The organism is Reticulibacter mediterranei, from assembly GCF_016587455.1.
Genome location: NZ_BNJK01000001.1, coordinates 3,223,515 through 3,246,180, shown reverse-complemented (window position 1 = coordinate 3,246,180; position 22,666 = coordinate 3,223,515). Strand labels below are relative to the sequence as shown.

At 52.3% G+C, this 22,666-nt stretch carries 19 protein-coding genes; 10 read left to right on the top strand and 9 right to left on the bottom strand.

Annotated features, from left to right (window positions below; genetic code table 11):
- Nucleotides 1-37: 37 nt before the first annotated feature.
- Nucleotides 38-667: a bifunctional 4-hydroxy-2-oxoglutarate aldolase/2-dehydro-3-deoxy-phosphogluconate aldolase gene (locus tag K3T83_RS13780; RefSeq protein WP_220203543.1), complete on the bottom strand. Its 630-nt coding sequence runs from the start codon at nucleotides 665-667 to the stop codon at nucleotides 38-40.
- Between the two features lie 340 nt (nucleotides 668-1,007).
- On the opposite strand from K3T83_RS13780, the gene K3T83_RS13775 reads away from it, so the two are divergent.
- Nucleotides 1,008-2,000 carry a sugar kinase gene (locus K3T83_RS13775; protein ID WP_220203542.1) on the top strand — a complete coding sequence of 331 codons (993 nt, stop codon included), beginning with the start codon at nucleotides 1,008-1,010 and terminating at the stop codon, nucleotides 1,998-2,000.
- A 3-nt stretch (nucleotides 2,001-2,003) separates the two neighbouring features.
- Here the strand turns inward: K3T83_RS13775 and K3T83_RS13770 are convergent, their stop codons facing one another.
- The 5 genes from K3T83_RS13770 to K3T83_RS13750 form a co-directional block, all read right to left on the bottom strand.
- Nucleotides 2,004-2,657: a DUF5666 domain-containing protein gene (locus K3T83_RS13770; RefSeq protein WP_220203541.1), complete on the bottom strand. Its 654-nt coding sequence runs from the start codon at nucleotides 2,655-2,657 to the stop codon at nucleotides 2,004-2,006.
- Nucleotides 2,658-2,950: 293 nt separating this feature from the next.
- A complete protein-coding gene (locus tag K3T83_RS13765) occupies nucleotides 2,951-4,456 on the bottom strand; it encodes a sensor histidine kinase (protein ID WP_220203540.1) in 1,506 nt (501 codons plus the stop codon).
- A gap of 1 nt (nucleotide 4,457) precedes the next feature.
- A complete protein-coding gene (locus K3T83_RS13760; protein ID WP_220203539.1) occupies nucleotides 4,458-5,129 on the bottom strand; it encodes a response regulator transcription factor in 672 nt (223 codons plus the stop codon).
- A gap of 211 nt (nucleotides 5,130-5,340) precedes the next feature.
- Nucleotides 5,341-5,766, bottom strand: coding sequence for a DUF3037 domain-containing protein (locus K3T83_RS13755; RefSeq protein ID WP_220203538.1), 426 nt, complete (start codon nucleotides 5,764-5,766; stop codon nucleotides 5,341-5,343).
- Nucleotides 5,744-6,526 (bottom strand): HipA family kinase, encoded by a 783-nt coding sequence (locus tag K3T83_RS13750; RefSeq protein WP_220203537.1) that lies wholly within the window; start codon nucleotides 6,524-6,526, stop codon nucleotides 5,744-5,746. The genes K3T83_RS13755 and K3T83_RS13750 overlap by 23 nt, the downstream gene beginning before the upstream one ends.
- Nucleotides 6,527-6,711: 185 nt before the next feature.
- On the opposite strand from K3T83_RS13750, the gene K3T83_RS13745 reads away from it, so the two are divergent.
- The 3 genes from K3T83_RS13745 to K3T83_RS13735 all read left to right on the top strand — a co-directional run bounded on the left by K3T83_RS13745 (nucleotide 6,712) and on the right by K3T83_RS13735 (nucleotide 12,235).
- On the top strand, nucleotides 6,712-8,247 hold the full coding sequence (locus tag K3T83_RS13745; protein WP_220203536.1) for an ABC transporter permease: 1,536 nt from the start codon (nucleotides 6,712-6,714) through the stop codon (nucleotides 8,245-8,247).
- 149 nt (nucleotides 8,248-8,396) lie between these two features.
- The gene (locus tag K3T83_RS13740) at nucleotides 8,397-9,386 is read left to right on the top strand and encodes an aldo/keto reductase (RefSeq protein ID WP_220203535.1); all 990 of its coding nucleotides are present in this window, start codon (nucleotides 8,397-8,399) and stop codon (nucleotides 9,384-9,386) included.
- Nucleotides 9,387-10,045: 659 nt separating this feature from the next.
- Nucleotides 10,046-12,235, top strand: coding sequence for an amylo-alpha-1,6-glucosidase (locus K3T83_RS13735; protein WP_220203534.1), 2,190 nt, complete (start codon nucleotides 10,046-10,048; stop codon nucleotides 12,233-12,235).
- Between the two features lie 168 nt (nucleotides 12,236-12,403).
- Here K3T83_RS13735 and K3T83_RS13730 read toward each other — a convergent pair whose 3' ends face one another.
- The gene (locus K3T83_RS13730) at nucleotides 12,404-13,972 is read right to left on the bottom strand and encodes an alpha,alpha-trehalose-phosphate synthase (UDP-forming) (protein ID WP_220203533.1); all 1,569 of its coding nucleotides are present in this window, start codon (nucleotides 13,970-13,972) and stop codon (nucleotides 12,404-12,406) included.
- Between the two features lie 287 nt (nucleotides 13,973-14,259).
- Here K3T83_RS13730 and rph point away from each other — a divergent pair, with 287 nt between their 5' ends.
- From rph to K3T83_RS13710, 4 genes are all read left to right on the top strand, one after another.
- Nucleotides 14,260-14,970, top strand: coding sequence for a ribonuclease PH (gene rph / locus K3T83_RS13725; protein ID WP_308441682.1), 711 nt, complete (start codon nucleotides 14,260-14,262; stop codon nucleotides 14,968-14,970).
- 257 nt (nucleotides 14,971-15,227) lie between these two features.
- Nucleotides 15,228-16,346: a hypothetical protein gene (locus tag K3T83_RS13720; protein ID WP_220203532.1), complete on the top strand. Its 1,119-nt coding sequence runs from the start codon at nucleotides 15,228-15,230 to the stop codon at nucleotides 16,344-16,346.
- A gap of 321 nt (nucleotides 16,347-16,667) precedes the next feature.
- Nucleotides 16,668-17,972 carry a phosphopyruvate hydratase gene (gene eno, locus K3T83_RS13715; RefSeq protein WP_220208222.1) on the top strand — a complete coding sequence of 435 codons (1,305 nt, stop codon included), beginning with the start codon at nucleotides 16,668-16,670 and terminating at the stop codon, nucleotides 17,970-17,972.
- 105 nt (nucleotides 17,973-18,077) lie between these two features.
- Nucleotides 18,078-18,956 carry an alpha/beta fold hydrolase gene (locus tag K3T83_RS13710; RefSeq protein WP_220203531.1) on the top strand — a complete coding sequence of 293 codons (879 nt, stop codon included), beginning with the start codon at nucleotides 18,078-18,080 and terminating at the stop codon, nucleotides 18,954-18,956.
- Between the two features lie 109 nt (nucleotides 18,957-19,065).
- Here K3T83_RS13710 and K3T83_RS13705 read toward each other — a convergent pair whose 3' ends face one another.
- On the bottom strand, nucleotides 19,066-19,329 hold the full coding sequence (locus K3T83_RS13705) for a hypothetical protein (protein ID WP_220203530.1): 264 nt from the start codon (nucleotides 19,327-19,329) through the stop codon (nucleotides 19,066-19,068).
- Nucleotides 19,330-19,342: 13 nt separating this feature from the next.
- A complete protein-coding gene (locus K3T83_RS13700) occupies nucleotides 19,343-20,104 on the bottom strand; it encodes a hypothetical protein (RefSeq protein ID WP_220203529.1) in 762 nt (253 codons plus the stop codon).
- A gap of 297 nt (nucleotides 20,105-20,401) precedes the next feature.
- On the opposite strand from K3T83_RS13700, the gene K3T83_RS13695 reads away from it, so the two are divergent.
- Both K3T83_RS13695 and K3T83_RS13690 read left to right on the top strand, forming a co-directional pair.
- Nucleotides 20,402-21,163 carry an AraC family transcriptional regulator gene (locus K3T83_RS13695; RefSeq protein WP_220203528.1) on the top strand — a complete coding sequence of 254 codons (762 nt, stop codon included), beginning with the start codon at nucleotides 20,402-20,404 and terminating at the stop codon, nucleotides 21,161-21,163.
- A gap of 146 nt (nucleotides 21,164-21,309) precedes the next feature.
- Entirely contained in the window at nucleotides 21,310-22,284 is a 975-nt protein-coding gene (locus tag K3T83_RS13690; RefSeq protein WP_220203527.1) for an aldo/keto reductase, read from the top strand.
- Nucleotides 22,285-22,666 lie beyond the last annotated feature (382 nt).

Below are 22,666 nucleotides of genomic sequence, written 5' to 3'. Positions count from 1 at the left end.
GCAAGGGATTGTCGCTACGATGTGCTGAAAATATATGTCAGGAACAAGCCTGGATATACTGGCGAGCCAGGGCCGTTAAGCCTGCCCAATCCTTCTTGCGAGCGATCTCTTTGCTGACCAGCTGGCTTCCGATTGCGATTGTGTATGCTCCGGCGGCGAGAAATGCAGCGCAGTTGTTGACGTTGACGCCACCTGTCGGAACCAGCGGAATGTCTGGGAGCGGCCCATGTACGTCTTTGATGTAGCTCGGACCAAGCGAGCTGGCGGGAAAAACCTTGATCAGATCCGCTCCCAGACGCCAGGCGGTGAGGATCTCGGTGGGCGTGTAGGCTCCGCAGGCGATGGGGATCTGACGTTCTCGCGCAACCGTGATGACATGTGGCAGGAGGGCGGGTGTGACCAGGAATTGCGCCCCTGCGTCTATCGAAGCATGAGCCTGCTCCGCGTCGAGAACCGTTCCAGCACCCACAACGAGCCGGTCGCCAAATTCGCGTCGCACCTCCGTAATCACACTGTTGGCATCTGCATTCGTCAATGTAAATTCCAGCCGTGTAATGCCGCCTTCTAACAATGCCTGGCTGATCGCGATCGCCTCGCTCAGGTCGTCCAGGCGCGCAATCGCGATCGGACTGCGTGGAGGTAATATCTGTTCAATATTGTTTGCCATCTTGATGTCAAATCTCTCTGTCTAGAAAATGTTTGCTACCCATCTCTCCCAAATTATATCATGGGAACAATGATCGCCTGAGCAATACCAGGGCTTTCCAATTCTCCCATCTAGCGGGAGTGCAGAGGGCGGCAGCCCTCTGCCGGGGTGTGGGGTGTCCCCGCAAAAACCTTTTTTCTTCTCTTTTGCGCGCCGTCGCAGGCGGCGCGCGAAGGAGGGAAGGAAACTGGGGACACCCCAGACCCCGGCAGGGAGACCCTGCACCCCTTTGAGCGGAGAACTGGAAAGCCCTGTGAGCAATACGGCAATAGCTAGCTGGTTGAGAAGAAAGAGGTATAGTATGGCTATCGATGTACTGAGTTTTGGTGAGACGATGCTGCGTCTGACTGCGCCGGGAGGTGTGCGGCTGGAAACGACACCTGTCTTGCAGGTCTATGTGGGAGGAACTGAGTCGAATACATTATCCTGTCTGGCTCGTCTGGGCCTGGATGCCACCTGGATGTCGGCGCTGCCCTCCACTCCGATTGGCAGGCATGTAGAGACCGAACTGCGCGGTCATGGCGTGGATACGCGGCATATTGTGTGGGCGGGAGACTCTGCCAGACTGGGTACTTTCTATGCGGAGGAGGCGGTCAATCCGCTGGGCCTTCAGGTACATTATGATCGTGCAAATTCTGCCTGCGCTCTGATCAATCCTGATGCTGTCAATTATGATCTGGTCGATATGGCGAAAATGCTGCATTTGACCGGCATTACCCCCGGCATTGGCGAGGGGGCGCGCGAGGTCTTTCGGCGTTTGCTGGTTCGTGCGCGAGAGCACCAGGTGCCGCTCTCGTTCGATGTGAATTATCGCGCCAAGCTCTGGTCGCCCACTGAGGCGGCAAAGGGCACAGAGGAGGCATGTCGGCAGGCACGTATTTTATTCTGTGCCCGCGCCGATGCCGCCGAACTCTGGGGTATTACGGGAACACCTGAAGAGATCTTGAGGCAAATGTCCCAACGCTTTGCCGGAGAAGGGAAAACGCTGGTGTTGACGCTGGGCAGCGAGGGATCGGCAGAGTTGCGCAATGGAGTCTATGCGACAGCTCCTATTTTCCCAACCGAAGGCACCATCCGTTTTGGGTCGGGCGATGCCTTCGATGCTGGCTATCTCTACGCCTGCCTCGATGGACCGCTCTATCAAGAAGTGTATGAACGCTATGGCGTGACGCCCCTGAGCTTCGGTAACGCCCTGGCCTCCCTCAAGCGTTGTATCGCGGGCGATATTGCCGTCGTGACGCCTGAAGAGGTTCGGGCGCTGCTCGTCAGGAAAGATGGTGCGCGGTTCCGCTAGACCTCAGTTATCAGTCTCTATTTTGAGCGCGGTCCCATTCGAGCCGCTAAACTGCACTTTGACTTTCAGCTTCTGTCCAGCCTGGATTTTCTGGGCGTTGTTGTCAAACTTGTCCAGCACGGTTGATGAAGTGATCTGGAAATCCCAGGTCGCGTTTCCGACGCCGAAGTGCAAGATGTTATCGGCCCCAACCGGACTGAGTGCCTGTCCCTGATACTGGACAATATTCTGGTCCTGTGCGTCTTTGGCATCGGTTGACTCTAGCTTTGTGGCAATAAAGGCACCATTGGCAAAGTTCGTATCCACCTTGACCAGTTGACCAACGGCAGGTAAGCCATGTTTATTGTGCGAGCGATCCATTTGAGGGGGAGTGCTCATGGTCAGCGGTCTATCAGGCATTTGCACAACGATCGTGGAGGCGTTCACGCTCATGACCGGCCCGGTCAATTGAATGCTGCCTGGAATGGCGATTGCCGTCTGTTGATTAGCTCCGGGCGTGGTGCTGGATATTGCTGTGGGAGTTGTCGCTCCTGATGCTGTATTGGTGGTCGTTGTGGTAATAGGCACACCTGCGCATGCGCTCACCAGCACCAGCAGCAGAAACATACCCATACCAACAACCAGCCATCGGTAGCGCCGTAAAAACGTGAGGCGCATTCCGTTGCTCCTTCCGTATCTATTCAAACATAGTACGATAGAAAGATTTGCATTACAGAAAATTACATACTATAAGGAACATACTATGCTTTATAGAATGGTAGACGTTGCGAGGCTACAATTTTCTCTGACCAATATTTTAAGAGCGTAGAGTTTATTGAGGTATCTGGCAAATGAAAGGGGCATTGAGGCCGAATATGGCCGGGGCGAGGACCAGCCATCTCCCCGGCCATATTCGGCCTCACCCAGGAAAAGTTTGTGGGTGCGTTAACTGTGTATACCAGGCATCCGGTTTATTTTGTCGCAGTGGCGGATAGAGATGCCGTTATCTGCTTCTTCTCTGCCAGTGGTAGCAGGACAGTGAAGGTCGAGCCTTTGCCGGGTTGACTGTCAACGGTAATCGTTCCGTTGTGAGCACGCACAACCCATTCGACAATCGAGAGGCCCAGGCCGCTATTGTTTTGTTCGGTATGGGCGTGCGCGGGATCTATACGATAGAAACGTTCAAAGATATGCGGGAGATGCTTGGAGGCTATGCCAACGCCGGTATCTTGAACCGTCAATCTGGCCTGACCATGCTCTTCCTGTACCGAGAGCGTCACATTGCCCCCCTTTGGGGTATAGGTAATGGCATTATCCAGCAGGTTCATTGTCATCTGAATGAGGCGCGCTTCGTCACCGAGGGTCGTGACTGGTTTGTCAGCATGGACATGCAGGGTGATGTTTTTCTCGTTGGCTAATGGCTCGGCATTGGCGGCGACGGCATCGATCAGCACATCCAGCCGTACCTCTTCTTTTTCAAGCCGCGTCTGTCCTTCGTCGGTGCGTGCCAGCGCCAGCAGATCGCTTACCAGATGTCCCAGTCGCTCGGCCTCTGCATTGATAGTGCGCAACACCGCCGTATATTTTTCCTGCGCCATCGGTTCAAGCAGAGCAATATCGGTCATACTGCGAATGGCGGCGACCGGCGTGCGTAGCTCATGGGAGGCGTCGGAGACGAAGCGGCGCTGGCGTGTGAGCGAGCGATCAAGCGAATCGATCATCTCATTGAGCGTCATTGCTAGCCTTTGCACCTCGTCATGAGTATAGGGAACGGGAACTCGCTGCTTCACATCGCCATCTTTGATACGCTGGGCTGTGCGCGAAAGCCGATCAATTGGTTTAAAGGCACGAGCAGAGAGCCAGTAGCTACCAACGGCGCTCAGGAGCAGCACAAATGGGGCGATCATCAATAGTTCGAGCGTAATATTCTGGAGTGTGGTGTGTAATTGCGTCAGAGAGACACCAACTTGAATGATGGCGATAATTTGATTTTCATCGGTCATAGCGCGGCTGTAGAGCCGTACCTCTTGCCCGTGACTGGTAGTGACCGTCCCTTGCCAGGGCATGTCGTGCATGGGTTGTGAGACGCTTTCCGGTGGAACGTTGAGTGCATGGAATGTAGGAGTGACGCGAAAGGTATGACCTTGCGCGGTGAGGACGCGCACCAGTGTTCCAAAATTGACATCGGCAGGCTCATTGACCTGATAGGCGTCTTCGGGGTCAAAGCCGGGCAGCTCGCTGGTACTGGCGCGGAGCTGTAATGTGCCATTTTCTTCTACGATATCGTCAGCAATTTGTTGCGCGCGGAGATGTAGCTCGGTGTCCAGGCTAGCAACCAGGGACGATTGCAGATTGGTATAGAGAAAGACACCAGCGATGAGAAACAGGGCCGCAAATACAAATGTATAGCAGAGCGTCAATTGCAAGCGAATGCCGGGCTGCCAGCGCTTCAGCAGAATATAGTTCATAATATTCATCTTAAGGCTCCTTTAATTGATAGCCTGATCCGCGAATAGTATGAATAACATCGGGTTCTCCATCAGGAGACAATTTGTTGCGTAAATAGCGAATGTAGACATCGATCACGTTGGAGAGATGTTCGGCATCAACATCCCAGACGTGTTCCGCGATCATTGTGCGGCTGAGTACCTGATGAGGATGATACATCAAAAACTCAAGTAGCGCATACTCTTTGCTGGAGAGCGTAATAGACCGATTGCCACGTTTGACCTCGTGCGTGATGGTGTCCAGGGTAATATCCATAAACTGAAGAACGGTGGTCTTTGCTGGACGTTCGCGTCTGAGAAGCGCGCGGACACGCGCCTCGAATTCGCGAAAAGCAAACGGCTTGGTCAAATAATCATCGCCCCCCAGATCGAGACCTGTCACCCGATCCTCTATTTCGCCGAGAGCAGTTAAAAAGAGAATTGGCATGGTGCGCTTATAATCACGCAATTGCCGACAAACATCAAAGCCACTGATCCCAGGCAACATGACATCTAGAATAACCAGATCGTACGGCACCGTTCGACCCAGCAACAGAGCATCATCTCCAGTCACGACAAGATCGACTGCATAATGTGAGCGTTCCAGCCCTTGTTTGAGGTTTGGTCCCAATGATGGATGATCTTCAGCTATGAGAATACGCATCGCCTTTCCCGCTGTACCTTTCCCGACGAGTTTGTGATCACAGTTGTTAAAATGTTATTTCTCACTTTCAGTGTATCAAACAGAAATGAGGAATTGATGAGAGAAGTACAGCTCTTCAGCTCTGCTTTCAACTTAGAATAGAGCAAATGCGCCTATTCATGTTCTATTGCTGAAGTTGTAGCTTGGAACAAGCTTTCTCTCATAGATCTGGTTAACGATATTCGCTTCTGGATGATATGGCCTGCGCTGATGTGACAGGGACCATTGTTTTCAGCAAGTGTTGTAACGCGGCCTCCGGGTCGGTGCAGAGACCTGAATGAACCGGCGAAATTTGTATAATGGTGCTGCGTGGAGAGACCAACCAATGGAAGCGTTCCGGTTGTGAAAGCTGGCTGAGCGAGCCAACGGCGGGGTCGCCTGAACTGATGAGCATCAGCGTGTCAAGATGTTCGCGGATGGCATCCAGATCGATATCGGGAGCCAGCGTTAACACGCGTTGGGAGTCCAGCTGGGTGAGCACCCCCAGGAAACGGCGTGTGCGGCAATAGAGAATGACCCCAACGTTGATGCATTCGCCGCGCTCTACGCTTGGCACCAGGCGAATCACTGCATAATCATAGGAGCTTGGCGCGGGCATGCACTGCCTCCTCTACAAAGAGATGGGAATATGCCAGACGATCCAGCAGGTAAGCGACATACGCGGCGCGATTGGTCTCGTGATCGGGAAAACGTTCATGGTTTTCGAGCCAGGAATCGGGAACCATGCTCATGATATCGCGCAGGAGCGCCCTGGTCAGTTGATCTTTTAATAATGCGTCAGCCTCGCTCAGTGCGCTGGCGAAGGGGAGTAGCACGTGATCCTTAATCGGTGAAAATGGCGTGCGGCTCCGTTCCATATAATCGGTCGGGGTATGATGGAAGTAGAGTGCTGCGCCATGATCGATCAGCATGAGTCGCTGATGCCAGCAGAGCATATTTGTATTGCGCGGCGTGCGATCCACGTTGGTTGTAAAGGCGTCGAACCAGACGATCGAAGACGCCAGGAGGGGATCAATCGTGCGCGCCTCGCGTTGATCAAAGGCCAGCGCGCCCGGCAAGTAATCCAGCGCAAGATTGAGGCCGGCGCTGGCTTTAATCAACGCTTGAATCTCAAAATCTGGCTCGGCCCGTCCAAGAGTTGCATCTAGCTCAATAAAGACGATTTCTGGTATCGGCAGCCCCAGCGCACGACCGATCTCTCCTGCCACCAGTTCGGCGATCAGCGCTCTCGGTCCCTGGCCTGCCCCGCGAAACTTCAGCACATAAAGCCCGTCATCGTCAGCTTCTACAATGGCGGGCAAGGAGCCTCCTTCTCGTAGAGGCGTAACATAGCGGGTTGCAGTAAGCGTTCTCAGCATAACGTTATTCTAGGCCAACTAAGACTCTCTATTAAGTACCCCCAGTGTACCATATTCCTGCAAGCAGCGATCTTTACAAATATTACAATCTTTCTTGAGACTTTTTTCAAACTTCCTTGTTACACTGTTTGTATCTATGACTTTTGCTGCCATCCGCACGCTACGTGTACAAGGAGACGGCTTCGATGAAGAACGAAGTAAGTACAATTCTTGATAAGCAGGCATTGGGTGTTCTTGTAAGACAGGATGCCTTGCGCTCTCGGCATGTTACGAGAAGCGGGGGAGGCATGCTCTATGCTATTTTTGGCACAGCTTTTGATGCACTGCGCTCCAATCGCTTGCGATCTTTCCTCACCATGCTCGGCTTGATTATCGGCGTATCTGCCGTTATTGCCGTAGTCACGCTGACGCAGGGCGTGACCGAAAGCGTTAATCAGAGCTTTTCCAGTCTGGGAACCAATGTCCTCACCATCTCGCCCGGTTCCACATCTTCGCGTGGAGTGCGTACGGCTGGATCGAGCCAGACACTCACGTTGAAGGATGCCGAGGCAGTATCACAACTTTCTCATATAGTCTATTGGAGTCCCATTTTAAATGCGTCCGGGCAGGTTATCTATTCAGATCAAAACACAAATACGTCTGTGCGCGGCGTCTATCCCGATTATCAATATATTCAGAATTTACAAATTGCTCAAGGCAACTGGTTGACTGATGGAGATGAGCAGAGCAACGCGGCTGTTGCTGTAATCGGTGCTACAACTGCACAAAACCTCTTCACTGATCCTACGGTCAGCCCGATTGGACAAAATATTCGCGTTGATTCGCAGCTATTCCGCATCGTTGGAGTCCTCCAGACAAAAGGATCGCAGGGGCCGGCTAACGCCGATGATGTAATCTATGTTCCCTTTAGCGCCGCCTTGCAGCGTTTGCGTCCCTCCTCCTACGTTGATCAGATCCAGATTCAGGTCGATACGACAGATAACGTGACAGCAGTGCAACTGGCCGTGACATCGCTGCTCCGATCACGCCACCATCTCGCCGGACCAGACCCCTCGTTGAGACAGCAAAATGGCCTGACTTCCTCCCGGCCTGTGACCTCTTTTCAGGGTGGCGGTAATGGCGCATATCGCAGCGGTGGCGGTGGTTTTCAGGGTGGTGGCGGTCCTCCGCCTTCTGGTGGCGCAACCGGAGGTGGACCGACAGGTGGCAACACCTCTTCAAGCTCAAGCAGTAGTTCGTCGCGTACGACCAGAACTGCCTCGTCCAATCCAGCCAACGATTTCCAGGTGTTGAACGTCAATCAATTGATTTCAACGGCTCAGCAAAACTCGTCTGTGCTGACCACCTTGCTTATCGGTATTGCAGCCATTTCGCTGACCGTTGGCGGCATTGGCATCATGAATATTATGCTGGTTTCTGTCACCGAGCGGCTGCGTGAGATTGGTATCTGTAAAGCGATTGGAGCGCGCGAGCGTGATATTCGCAATCAGTTTTTGCTGGAAGCGCTTCTGCTGACCATTGCAGGTGGTATGGTCGGTATCTTCATCGGATTGCTGGCGGGCTTCTTGCTCACTCTGGATCTCCGTGTGCCGTTTATCCTGTCGGCGCTGCCCGTCGTGGTTGCGTTTGGCGTCTCAACCGTGATCGGCGTGACCTTTGGCTTGTACCCGGCGGTGCGCGCGTCAAAACTCGATCCAATCCTTACGTTGCGTACGGCATAAGCGGCAGTCGTCGCTCAATAGTTCTGACGCCGCTCTCGTCGAGTGAGAAACTTTTCGGGTCGGAAGGGGAATACTCTCTTTCCGATCTGTGTTATAGTAAAAATATTCGGGAAAAATCATCTCACGAAATCAGGAGAAGGGGGCGTGATATGGAGTATCGGTCACTGGGGAAGACTGGCTGGAATGCGTCAGAGATAGGCTTTGGAGCCTGGGCTATTGGTGGTGACGCCTGGGGGCAGACAGACGATAAGACTGCATTGGCAGCATTGCATAAAGCGATTGATCTGGGCGTCAATTTTATCGATACCGCCGATGTCTATGGTAATGGACATTCTGAGCAATTGATCGCGCAAGTTCGTAAAGAGCGTCGAGAGCCGTTGTTTGTCGCAACGAAGATCGGGCGCAAGCTCAATCCACACATTGCGGCTGGCTACAATAATCGGCAAAACCTCACCAATTTTGTAGAGATGAACCTGCGCAATCTGCAAACGGAGGCGCTGGACCTGGTGCAGTTGCATTGCCCACCCTCCGAAGTCTATGATATGCCGGACGTGTTTGGCATTCTTGACGATCTGGTGCAGCAGGGGAAGTTGCGTTCTTATGGAGTCAGCGTCGAAAAGGTGGAGGAGGCGCTGAAGGCTATTCGCTACCCCAATGTGCGCACCGTGCAAATCATTTTTAATATGTTCCGTTTAAAACCTGCGGAACAGTTTTTCACAGCTGCCCGTGAGCGTCAAATCGGCATCATTGTGCGTGTCCCGCTGGCAAGCGGTCTGCTCACCGGCAAATTTCGCCCGGATTCTCAATTTGCATCCACTGATCATCGTAACTATAATCGACACGGCGAAGCCTTCGATCAAGGTGAGACATTCTCCGGCGTGGATTACGAGGTTGGCTTACAGGCTGTTGAAGCATTGCGTCCGCTCGTCCCGGCTGGTGTGACAATGGCTCAATTTGCCTTGCGCTGGATCTTGATGTTTCCTGAAGTGACAACCGTGATCGCCGGTGCGAAAACGCTCCAACAGGCCGAAGAGAACAGTAAAGCGGCCCAGTTACCTCCTTTGAGCGAGGAAACCATGCAGCGTATTCGGGACATCTACGATCAGAATATACGCTCGTTGGTGCAGGATCGCTGGTAATCATTGGCGAAGGCGAATATGGCAGGGGCGACGGCTGGTCCTCGCCCTAGTGTCACCATCGCGGCGTGTTGAAGCTGGACGAGGACCAGCCGTCGCCCCTGCCATATTCGGGCATGCCTGGAGGATTTGATGGATGCACCAATCGTGCCTCTTTGATGGTTTGCAGTGAAACTGATTGATACAGGTTGTTTTGTTTCACTGCCTGCTAGCAAATATAATCCAATAGTACTATGACAATTGTGCTGTTTCTTCGCAGCCAATTTTTGCCTCCATCGCAGTAGAGATGCTGATTGCTTACATCCAATTTATCTTATAAATGTTACTATGTTGTAGACGAGTGTGTTATGGTATACATAAGAAGCTCGACATGGTAACAGGCAGTATTCTAGAAGCTTGATCGTCTCTACGACTCCCCCATATTGGAGAGTCGTTTTCTCTTATTGTACCAAAGGTTTTGAGATGCTATACGTTGATACTATAGTACAAAAGGAAATAGTGACTCAATCTGGAATACATATAGATCAGCCTGACCAGAAACGGTTTCTCTGAGAAAAGTTGAATACAGATTATTGTATTGCTGAACTTTCTCTACGCAAAACTACATCATAGATAGCAATGACGTTCATCTCTTTCACCTGTATGAATAGAAAGTAACTGTCATGACGGATCACGTATCAGAAGTACTTTTGCTGCCCACAGCAGGGAATCAGCAGAACGACACATTAGATCAGCTTGAGGACAAAGAACGTCCCGGTACTCCGCAGATCACCTTAAAATATGGCGATGCCTTCCTCGTAGCAGATACATGCGGTGATCTTATTGCGTCGAAACGTGAAATGGGTCTCTTCTGGCATGGAACACGCTTCCTCCATAACTGTAATCTCTACCTGGAAGGCAAACCTCTGGTCATGCTTTCGCACCATGTCACGAATATGGGCGATGCCTGCCAGATCGATTTAACAAATGCATCTTTCTCATTGCAAAATGGATTTACTATAGAGCAGGGCGCGATTCATGTGAGCCGCCTGCTGGAATTGCAACACGAACAACTGGTTCAGACTATCACTGTCACCAACTTTTCAGCTCTTATGGTGCCGCTGACACTGGCACTCAAAGTAGATGCGGATTTCTGCGATCTCTTTGAAGTGCGCGGCATGACACGGCAAAAACATGGCCTCAGGCAACCACCTGCAATGACCGATACCTCGCTCACCCTGCAATATCGGGGCGTGGACGGTGTAGAGCGTCATACGCAGGTACAGTGTGAGGGAACCGCGCCCAATCAGATTCAGCCGAACCGCCTGCAATGGCAATTGCAACTGGAGAGGGCGCAACCAGTTGAGATGCGCGTCGCGATCAACGTCAGCGAGATCAATGCCGAACGCTTTGTCAGCAATATTACGTTGCCCTCGTGGAAAGATTTGCCACAGCCGACATTGCGCAGCGACGATTACCTTTTTAATCGCCTGCTTGCGCGCGGCATGAACGACCTGCTGATGCTCAGCACCATGACGCCGCATGGATATTATCCCTATGCCGGTATCCCCTGGTTTAGCTGTCCCTTTGGCCGCGATGGGTTGATTGCTTGCTTGCAGTTCTTGCCCTGGCAGCCTGAAGTGGTGCGCGGAACGTTGAGCTTTCTTGCGGCGCATCAGGGGACGAAGGTCGATGATTTTACCGATGAGGAGCCGGGCAAGATCCTGCACGAGATGCGCACCGGCGAGATGGCGAATTGCCGCGAAATACCTTATATCCCGTATTACGGCACAGTTGATGCCACGCCTCTCTTCTTGATCCTGCTCGAAGCCTATATCCGCTGGACGAACGATCTCACGCTGCTACAGCGATTGTGGCCTCATGCAGAGGCGGCGGCGCGCTGGCTGATCGAATACGGCGATAAAGATGGCGACGGCTTTATCGAGTATCACAGGGCGTCGGAGACGGGACTGGCGAATCAAGGCTGGAAGGATGCCTGGGATTCAGTATCAGATAGCGAGGGTCGGCTCGCAACTTCGCCGATTGCGCTCTGCGAAGTTCAAGGTTACGCTTTTGCCGCTTACCGGGCGATGGGCTACCTGGCCGGACGTATGGGCCAGCACCAGGTCATTGCAGAGTGGGAGCAACATGCCGATGCTCTGCGTACCCGGTTCTTGCAGCGCTTCTGGTGGGAAGAAGAGGATGTGTTCTACCTGGCGCTCAACAAAGATAAAGAGCCATGTGATGTCGTCTCCTCAAATGCTGGACAATGTTTGTGGACGGGCATCGTTCCTGATGAATATGCACATAAAGTGATTGCGCGGATGATGCAGAAGGATATGTATGGCGGCTGGGGTATTCGCACTCTCTCTGCTAATGCTCCACGCTACAATCCCATGAGCTATCACAATGGCTCGATCTGGCCGCACGATAACGCGTTGATAGGAACTGGCTTTGCTCAGTTTGGCGCGAAAGAAGATACGGCTGTACTCTTGCATAGTCTCTATCAGGCTGGACTTTTCTTTGAGGGGATGCGGTTGCCGGAACTCTATTGTGGTTTTCCACAGCGACCGGGCTTTGGTCCAACGCGCTATCCAGTTGCCTGTTCTCCGCAGGCATGGGCGGCAGGTTCGCCTCTTATGCTGGTGAATGCACTGCTGGGTTTCCAACCGGACGCCGAACACCAGCGTTTAACGCTGGACCGTCCGACGTTACCAGATTGGTTGCAGTCGATGGAAATACGTGGTTTACGCCTCGGAGAGAAACAATTGCACGTGAAACTTGTGCGTACAGGCGATCAGACCAATGTGGTGACTGAAGCCGAGAATGAGGTTGCACTACACGTTCACCTTTCATCGGATACCACAATGTAATGAACCTGCGCCATGAGGCGCAATCCCACGCCTTTCTAGAAGAAGAAGGGTATGTGGCTGGCTCAAAAATGAGATCGGTCGCATACCCTTCTCCTGTTTTATGCCTGTAGGCAATGCACGTGAGACGCTTCATGCTCATGACCTCTTGCTGCATTGAGAGAGATTCTCTTAACTTACATGTGCAACAACGTTTCCAGCCTCTTTTGGCTGCGCAGGCGTGTTGACGGCGATGTCGAGTAGTTCGTTAATATCACGAATCTGACGTGTTAACCACATATTGAGATCGCTACGCTCGACCGCTTGGCGTGCCAGGACAGCTTTCGTGCGTCGCTCTTCCGGTGAGAGGGTGATGGCTTTGTATAACGCCTGAGCGGTCTCTATTACGTCGATGGGTGATGTGGGGATTGACCCTTTGGCGAGTTGTTGATACGCTCCGGCTGTGCGCGAAAGTACAAGCACTCCATTACGTTGATTGACGATGGCCCCTTCTTTGGCGACCAGATTCATACCATCAATAATAGGATTCACCAGCAACACATCGTAGTACTGCATGGCGGCCAGCGCACGCGTTCGGTCGTTGTCGAAAAATGCGTGAATCGGCGTCCAGTCTTCAGTGCCAAACTGTGAATTGATCTCTTCGATAATTGATTCTACCTCCGAGGTCGTGCGGCGATAGATGGGCAATGCCTGGCGCGATGGCACAAGAAACGCCAGGAAAGAGGTCTTACCGTGTAGCTCCGGGTGTTCTTCTAGCATGTATTTGTAGGCCTGGAAACCACGCAGGATATTTTTTGTGGGGTCCAGACGATCAACACGCATTATTGTATGCTCCCTGAGCATGGGCAAAATTTTTTCGCCGGCACGTTTCGCGGCGACACTACGAACAACCTTACGCTCCTCGCTGACTGAAATGGAGATCGGATAGGAGCGCGCCTGCGTGCGATGGCCCTGCCACCACACTGCTCCCTCTTCAAAATCGACGACGGCCCCATCTAATAGGGCACGCGCGCCATCTAAGAAGTTGCGGGCGTCACGCTCTGTTTGGAAGCCGATGATATCATTGCCGACCAGTCCGCTGTAGATGTCTTGTGCAATATGACTAGGTAGGAAATGCCAGCAACGAATATCGGGCCAGGGAATGTGAATGAACTGTTGGGTGATGATGGATGGATGGCGTTGGCGAATCATGGACGATACCAGGTAGAGGTGATAATCGTGTAACATCACTACCGGCATGGTGTCCGAGCTTTCGATTTCAGCATTGATGGCGTCTGCTAGCGTCTGGTTTGCTAGACGATAGCCATTGTTCCAGGCATCTTGCAATTGACGAATTGAGTTCTGGTTCTGGATAGGATCGTACATGTAATGCTGAAGGAACCAGAGTACTTCATTGCTGATCTTCTCGTAATATTTACGATAGGCCGTCTTAGAGATGGGAACATAGCGCAATTGCATGTTCTGACCGCGTATAGGCGATTGAAGCAATCCTCCGTTCGATTGGGCCTGTTTAGCAGCAATACGGTCTCCTTCGGTCATCGCCATCGCCACCCACGTGACCTCCATGCGGTTTCCAGCCTCGATCAGCGCTGTCACCATACCACCAGCGCCTCTCCGGGCCTTCAACGTGTTGTCTTGGGTGAGTTGGAACTCAACGGGGCCGCGATTGGAAGCGATGATGAGGCGACAGGCATGCATCAACTGCGGAGGATGAACTTCCGTCGTCATCCGCGTGGGCATGTGTTTTTCCTTTCTAACAGGTGCTTACTGTTAAGCCTTGTGATCGTGGAACGTCCTGCTGTCCTTCTCGTCTCGCAGGGTAGACTGCAACACTTTCTCAAGCACACCTGAAACTTGCTGGTGTTTGCTGACACCAGATTATGAATGTTGGCGTTACGCAAGGCACCATAGTAATGTTACCATACATTTATGTGGAATTGCCAGAAGCCTGGCAAAGTGAAGTCTGGAAACGTTGTGTACTCTCTTTCTATAAGTACAATGATTTAGATGAGAGAAAGGTTTCAAGTATGATACGAATTGACGGAAGGGTTTCGACTCAGCTACGACCCGTTCGCCTATCTGTTGATGCGCTGGATTTTGCGGAAGGATCTGTTCTGATCGAAGCAGGGAAAACCCGCGTCCTCTGTGCTGCCAGCGTCGAGGAGAAGGTTCCATCTTTCCTGGAAGGGAAAGAGCAGGGCTGGGTCACTGCCGAATATACGATGTTGCCTCGCGCCACACAGACCCGTACTTCTCGCGAGCGCGATGGTCGCGTCAGTGGACGCACCCAGGAAATTCAGCGCTTGATTGGTCGCTCGCTACGTGCGGCCGTGGATCGAAAAGCGCTGGGGCCACGCACGATTACGCTGGATTGTGATGTGTTGCAGGCCGATGGAGGAACTCGTACCGCTTCGATTACCGGGGCCTATATTGCTCTACACCGCGCCTGTTCTCTATTGGTGCGGCGCGGGATTATCCCTGTGCATCCGGTCCATACTGCGGTTGCGGCTATCAGTGCTGGTATCGTCGATGGTGAGGTGTTGCTGGATCTCTGTTATGCCGAAGATTCGCGGGCCGAGGTTGATTTCAACGTGGTGATGACGGATAAGCATGAATTTATTGAGGTGCAGGGAACCGGAGAAGGCGGCACCTTCAGTCGTTCGGCGATGGACAACTTGCTGGCTCTCTCTGAACAGGGAATTACCGAGTTGTTGAATTTACAAAGAGAATATCTTTAAAACTCAAAACTCAAAGACTTTAAAAAGGGGGTACCATAGTACCGACATCACTGCGTAAGAGCAAAAATGCGGTTAAATTATAACGAAGAGGGGATGTGGACATCCCCCATAATTACTTGTCTGAAGGCTAAAATTTGCAGATAGGTAGGGGGCATGCTAGAATGGCCCCTGTTAAGAAGCGATTAGTCAGGAACGACAAGAGGCAATTAGAGATAGATTCTGTCAGACCAGAGGCAGAAATTGAGAGGAGCGCAAGCTTGGAAGAGAAGACTGGCAAAAGGTGGCTCTGGCGCATTTTGGATTTTATCAATCCATTACGTGACCCCAGCCTGACCGTAGCCGCCGTACTGACTTTCATAGAAGAAGCGGGACAACGTGATCCCTGGTACGGGATAGTCATTATTGCGCTCGTGAACTGGCTTGCTGTACGTGGCGTGGTATGGCTGGTTGTAAACTTTACCTTTGCTTCAACCTTTATTTCACGCCGCATCTGGTGGGCGATCAAACATCCGCGTCTGGCGTGGCGTATTATGGATGCGGTGGGCCATGAGGAAATTATTATCGGTGGCCTGGCTGGCCTATCAGATAGCGTTGTGCTACAGGATGGCACCGCTTTGATGAGTCCAGTTCTCGGAGCCAGTGGCATTCAGGTGATCGGCGAGCTTCCTGCTGGTACAGAGTTGCCCATGCTTGGAATGCCAAATGGACAGATGGCACCCGATATGTCGAATTTCGGTGCTGCTGGATTTTTCCCTGGCATGGGTGGTCAGCCGGCGATGGGCTACCAGAATATGGGGCAGAGCGATTTCGGTGCTCCACAAAATACTGATAGCTTGCCGCAAAGCTTCCCGCGCCGTCCCTCCGAAGAGGAGGAGCGTCTCCGTCAGCAGTTGGCCGCGTACGCTCGGCTGATGGACGACTGGATTCAGTTTACCGAAGAGAAATGGCGTACAGTGAGCGATAGCCAGCTGGGGTGGAAGCCTCTGCGTGGTCGCTGGGCCAATTGGGATGATATTTTTCAGGATGCATATGCAGCCAAAACCTCCGACCCTATGGCTCAGGCTGCGCAATCAGCGGGTGAGGCAACATCCCGCCGCTACGAGTCTTCCAAAGAAAAAGGCTCTGCCGCTTCAGCTGTGGCCTGCTTTATGCGCGATATGATGACGTTGCGACGCGGACTGGATTTGTTGCAGGGTGGAGAGTCGTTGTCCGGGACCGAATCGGACATGCAGCCGGTGATCGAGCCATTGACGCGCCGCTTCGGTGGCAGTGGACTATTGCGCAATGCTGGTATGGGCAACAGTATGAGTGGCTCGTCTTCGCGTAATTCCCTCATTCGGCGACCTATTTTTGTTGATGCAGATACCGACAAGTAGCGACAACCCTTGCGGTTGTCGTTGTGACCTTGCGGTTGTCGTTGTGACCTTGCGGCTGTCGTCGCGATAACTCTTGCGCTTGTAGAAGCAATTGTTATTTTCCTCTGGCCTGTGTAATGATGTGTGCTTCGCCCATCTACACAGGCCATTACTATGTTTTCCGAACCTTGCCGATATCCCTATTAACGATGTACAATAGCCGCGCAAGGATATAGAGAAAAATAATCTTATCCAGACTACACATAACAGGCTCATTCGATACATAGAAGGTTCTATGGCCTTTGTGGAGGATTATTGGCTATGCCATATAACACGAGTGATTTGACAACAATTGAAGAAGTTACCGCACACGAAATTCTTGACTCTCGCGGTAATCCAACCGTCCAGGTGGAAGTTCTCTTGATGGGCGGGGCAAGCGGCGTTGCAGCAGTTCCCTCTGGTGCTTCTACCGGTGCGCATGAAGCCGTTGAGTTGCGTGATGGCGATAAGAGTCGCTACGGTGGCAAGGGCGTACTCAAGGCTGTTGAGAATGTCAACAAGCAGATTAGTGAGGCAATCGTTGGCCTCGATGCCACCGATCAGGCGTTGCTTGACGAGGTGATGATCGAGCTGGATGGCACGCCGAACAAAGCCAAACTGGGCGCAAATGCAATTCTCGGCGTTTCCCTCGCGGTGGCAAAAGCGGCTGCACAGGCGCAGGGCCAACCGCTGTATCGCTATCTGGGTGGCGTTTCCGCGCGCACACTGCCTGTGCCTATGATGAATATTTTGAATGGTGGCAAGCACGCCGATAATTCGACCGATATGCAGGAGTATATGGTCTTGCCGGTGGGTGCCAGCTCGTTCCGCGAGGCATTGCGCATGGGTGCTGAGGTCTATCAGGGTCTCAAAAAGGTGCTGCATGGCAAAAAGCTCAACACCAATGTTGGCGACGAGGGCGGTTTCGCCCCTTCTCTCGGCTCGAACCGTGAGGCGCTGGAGGTCATTGTGGCCGCTATCGAGGCGGCTGGCTACAAACCGGGCGTTGATATTTTCCTGGGCATGGACCCTGCCGCCACTGAATTCTATGAGAACGGCAAATATGTGCTGGCCCGCGAAGGGCGCACCCTGACCTCTTCCGAGATGGTTGATCTCTACGAGAAGTGGATCGGCGAATATCCGATTGTCACCATTGAGGATGGTCTGGCCGAAGACGACTGGGAGGGCTGGTCTCAGCTGCGCCAACGCCTGGGCAGCCGTGTCCAACTGGTCGGCGACGATCTCTTCGTGACCAATACCGCACGCCTCAAGCGCGGTATCTCCGAGCGCTCCGCCAACTCGATTTTGATTAAGCTCAATCAGATCGGATCGCTCTCTGAGACGCTCGATGCCATCGAGATGGCGAAACGCGCCGCGTTTACGGCGGTCGTCTCTCATCGCTCTGGCGAGACCGAGGATACGACGATTGCTGATCTGGTGGTGGCAACTAATGCCGGGCAGATCAAGACCGGCGCTCCTGCTCGTAGTGAGCGCGTGGCGAAATACAATCGCTTGCTGGTAATTGAAGACGAACTGGGCGATGAGTCGGCTCGCTATGCCGGGTTCAGCGCCTTCTACAACGTCCCTGCTCTGTACGCGAAGGCATAAGCCGCCTTATAATATCCATAAGACGTATCTGTAGGAACCTGATCGATCTGCAATGGATGCGATTTGGCTTCTACAGATCAATGAACTCTGTAAGAGAGAGGACGTATGGCTAATCAATCATCTTCGGTTGCCGATGCACGCGAGCGGCGTACGGGGCGTGCTGTGCATTATCATATCAGTTATATTGTCCAGGGGGCTGAATATGGCACGGATGGTGCTATCGTGTTGCTGCACGATATTCCTGCGGGCGCTTTTGCCTGGGAAGCCGTCATGCCGCAACTGAGCGGCTTGAAACGTGCTGTTTACGCTATCGATATGCTCGGCTATGGCCAGTCGGATCATCCCTGGCCCGCTGATACCTCGGTGTGGGGACATGCCGATGTGCTGTCTCTGCTGTTACGAGATCTTAACTTGACGAACATCATTCTGGTTGGACATGGTCTCGGTGGAGGTGTGGCGCAAATCCTCGCCACCCGTCTGTATCGTGATCGTGTGGCCGCCCTGGTCCTGGTCAATACAATCTCCTACCTCCACGCGTTCGATGCCAACTGGCCGCTGCCTGAGATGGAGAAGCGGCAGGATTTCGATGCTCCCAAGCAGACGCCGCTTGAAGACCTGATCCGCGACCTGCAAGCAACCCTGCCCAACGCTGTTGTTAATACAAGGGGCTTCGCCAATGCGCTCAAACAGTATGTGGAACCCTGGAATAGCGAGTTGGGGAAAGAGGTGCTCTTCCAGCATATTCGTCTGCTGATCCCATATTATACCAACTCGGTCTCCAGCGATTTGAAGGTAGCGGGCAAGCCAACATTGATTATTTGGGGCGAGAAAGACGCGCAGATGCCGATCAATTATGCGGAACGTTTGCATCGCGAGATCCCCGGTTCAGCGCTGGTGACGGTTCCCAACGCCGGTCATCTGATCCTCTTCGATGCGCCAGATGCCGTCGCTCGTGCGGTAGTGGATTTTGTGAACGGGATATAAAAGAACATTGATGTGAAAAAAAATGAGTACTCACAGGAGATCAGCATAAGCGATGGCGGATCTTGTGAGTACTTCATCTTCTGTAAAAGCGCATCCTACGTTTCAACACTTACGAAGCTTTTCTCCTACGTTTCGTCGTATGTAGCGAACGAGCAGGCGAGGCCACTCGTTCGGATGAGATAGCGGCGGTTTGTTCCTCTTGCTCAAGGGAGGCTGCGGCGGAGCAGCGGTTGTATTCCTCGACGGCCAGCATATACGCGTTATACATGCGCTCAAGAACTGGCTTTGAAGCTCCTTTCTGTTCCGCCATGATCAGGTCGTGCCATTTTTGCTGCATACGCTTCTCGGCGTATTCAAGCTGTGTTGAAGTCATGGTAGCTCTTTTCTCAAGATGCCTTGCTGTTCTGTCTCTGCTCCTTATACTCGGCTGTTAGTTGTTGGATCAATTTCTTCGCGGCCAGGAAGCTGATCGAGGTCACATTCTCAGGCTCACTCTTCCCCAGATGGGTGCAGAGCTTACGAATGCTGGAGATCTGCTGCTCGGTGGCGTTGGTTTCAGCCTCGTTCTCTGGAGTGGGGCGCGCACCATTGTTAGAGGGAGCCTCTGAACGATAGGAGGCAGCTGGCGTATGACCATTGCCGTTCCCGTTGTTGGTTCCGTTACGGCCAAAATCGACCGGAGCATCAACGATTCTGTGGTTTTCTCCAAATTCGGGCGCAAACTGGGTGCCGTAACCAAGTGCCGCTAATGCCCTTCCTACCGCCTTGGTTTCAGCTTTTTCGATGTAATCTGGAAAATCGACCGCAGCTTCTGAGCCGGTTGCAGTTGCGCGGCCGCCTTTGCCGTCGGTGACTACAGCCCTGAAGCGAGCGTAGCCCTTTGCCTGCTTGATGATTTTTTCGCTGCGCCGCTTCTCTGCGTTCCACACAAATGCTTCAGCCTCTACCTCACGATCAAGCTCTACGACGACTTCTTCTGTATCAATCGTGCCCTGCGGACAGACCGACCGGAACCAGACGAGCCTCCACTGCACCGGCAGATAGTCCTGAGAGCCTGCTTTGCTCTTCAATTGTACAAGATGTTCGTTGGGATTAAAGATACGGGTCGCCTGCGTGTCTTGCGTTTGCCCGTTGCTTTGGTCGCTCATCTTCTACTCCTTGATTTGAAAATTTGTTCCAATATTATAGGTCAAGCTATCTAAACTGTCAAGTTGAATCGTGTTGATACATTGATCTATTCTTTTCGCTGATTGGAAATGTGGAAAGTTTGGAGTAGGACTTTTTTCTTTTTGCAGAAGCATCAATATTTTGAGATGTCTATCTGCCTGTCTGCTAAGGAATCAGTTATACTCTATCTAACGGGTAGGGAAGCGCCTGCATAAGATGATATATGTATCCTGGAAAAAGGTCTGTGAAGATATGAAGCTGGAGTATGAAACTGGAGTATGAAACTGCTCTCCGGTCCACAAATCCTCGATATTTCTCTGGATTGGCTTACGGCTGCGCATGTTCATCCAGGCATCGAGGTGGTGGGTGTGTTGCAGGGGCAGGTGGAGGCCGTTGTTTCCGAACTGAACTGGAGAGTAAGTAAAGGGGAAATGCTGGCGATCCCTTCTCATGTGTTGCATGGCTGGTGCTCTATTGGAGAAGCAAAATTGGCTGTTCTGCATATCCTCCGTTTCCCACAAGCACTCACAGATCGCCTCTTACCCGGTTGTAAGCCACGCTTGATAAACTTAACGGAGCTACAGTTTATAGAGTACGAAGCGTTATTTGCTCGCTTCACTGCTCTCAGCGACGAGGCAACACCTCAGCAGGTCCGTTTGCAGCGCGCATATCTGGAAGCCTTTATTTTGTCCTTGCTAGAGGAGAGGCAAGACTCGGCCTGGGTAGAGATGTACGAGGTGGCATTGTATATGCAGGATCATATGCAGCAGGCTTTGACGATTGCTGATGTGGCCCGTCATTTTTCGCTTTCGGAGGTGACGCTGCGCCGCCGCTTTCGTGAAGCCTTCGGTATGTCTCCCAAACACTATTTATTAGAACTACGCTTGAACCAGGCACAGCACCTCTTAACGACAACAGACCTCACGATGCAGGAGATCGCCCTGCAAATGGGCTTCTTTGATCTGGCTCATTTCTCTTCAACCTTTCGCAAACACTATGGCCTCTCCCCTTCTGCATGGCGTGGGCGCTCTCAAGAGTGATTAAGCTTCTCTATGAAAGTTTCTAGAAGCTCCATTCTTTCATGGGAATACGTTTACTGCCTTCTCTTGTTATAATGCTTCGTAGAGTGGAGGGGGGGCACGCGCTCGTTGTTGGTGTTTATTTGCTAGAAAGTAGTAGTATTTCAATGCAGTATACTCATCTAGGACGTACCGGGCTGCAAGTCAGCCGTTTGTGCCTGGGTACGATGAACTTTGGACCGCAAACCAGCGAGGCCGATAGCTTCGCCATTATGGATCGCGCTCTCGAGCTTGGTATCAATTACTTTGATACCGCCAACGGTTATGGTGGCCCAGAACATAGAGGTCGCACCGAAGAGATTATTGGTCGCTGGTTTGCACAAGGTGGCGGACGCCGCGATAAAGTGGTGCTGGCAACGAAAGTCTATGGCTTTGTGGACAGCCAGTGGCCGAATCATTCGCGTCTGTCTGCCGTGAATATTCGTCGCTCGTGTGAAGCTAGCCTGCGTCGTTTGCAAACCGATCATATCGATATTTATCAGATGCATCATGTTGCTCGTGAGACTCCCTGGGAGGAGATCTGGCAGGCGATGGAGCAGCTGGTGCGTGAGGGCAAGATCATCTATGTAGGCAGCAGCAATTTCGCGGCCTGGCATATCGTACGGGCTAATGAGATTGCTCTGCGCCGCAATTTTCTTGGCCTTGTCTCCGAACAAAGCCTCTACAATCTCACTGCACGCACTGTTGAGCTTGAAGTCTTGCCCGCATGTGAGGCATATGGCCTGGGCGTTATTCCCTGGAGTCCTCTGGGCGGTGGTTTGCTTGGTGGCGTTCTGCGCAAGCTAGATCAGGGACGCCGCACTCAATCTAACTTGCAGGAGACTATCGAGAAGAAGCGACCCCAGTTAGAAGCCTATGAGAAATTCTGTGCCGAACTGGGTGAGGAGCCTGCAAACGTGGCGCTGGCGTGGCTGCTGGCAAATCCTGTGGTGACGGCTCCGATTATTGGTCCAAGAACGATCAAACAGCTTGACGATACCTTGCGCACGCTGGAGATCTCGCTGACTCCTGAAAACTTGCAACAACTGGATCGCATCTTTCCTGGTCCTGGTGGTGCTGCCCCAGAAGCATATGCCTGGTAAATGTTCTGCTTCTGCAAGCATCAACGTTTCTGCATAGAGAAAACCTGACGGACAGGTTAAAAGCTATATCTTCCCCTTTATAATAGTTTTGTCCATGTGCTTTGGACCGGAATGGTTAAAGCACATGGACAAATTGTTTTAAGCACCTGTTCGTTTGTTTTCGGACCATGCTAATAGGCGCTGCTGGCGAAAAAAGAACAGATAGGACAAACAGCTTATCTACCGTTCTTTGTCGCTTAGTAGCCGACTAGAACAAATTGCCAGGCACGATGTTGGCGATCAGGGAAGCAACGATTATCATACTGATACGATGCTACTGCCTGACCTCCTCGCGCCCAGAGTAAGAACGGATGGTTGGGGCCTTGTACTTGAAAGTTGCGAT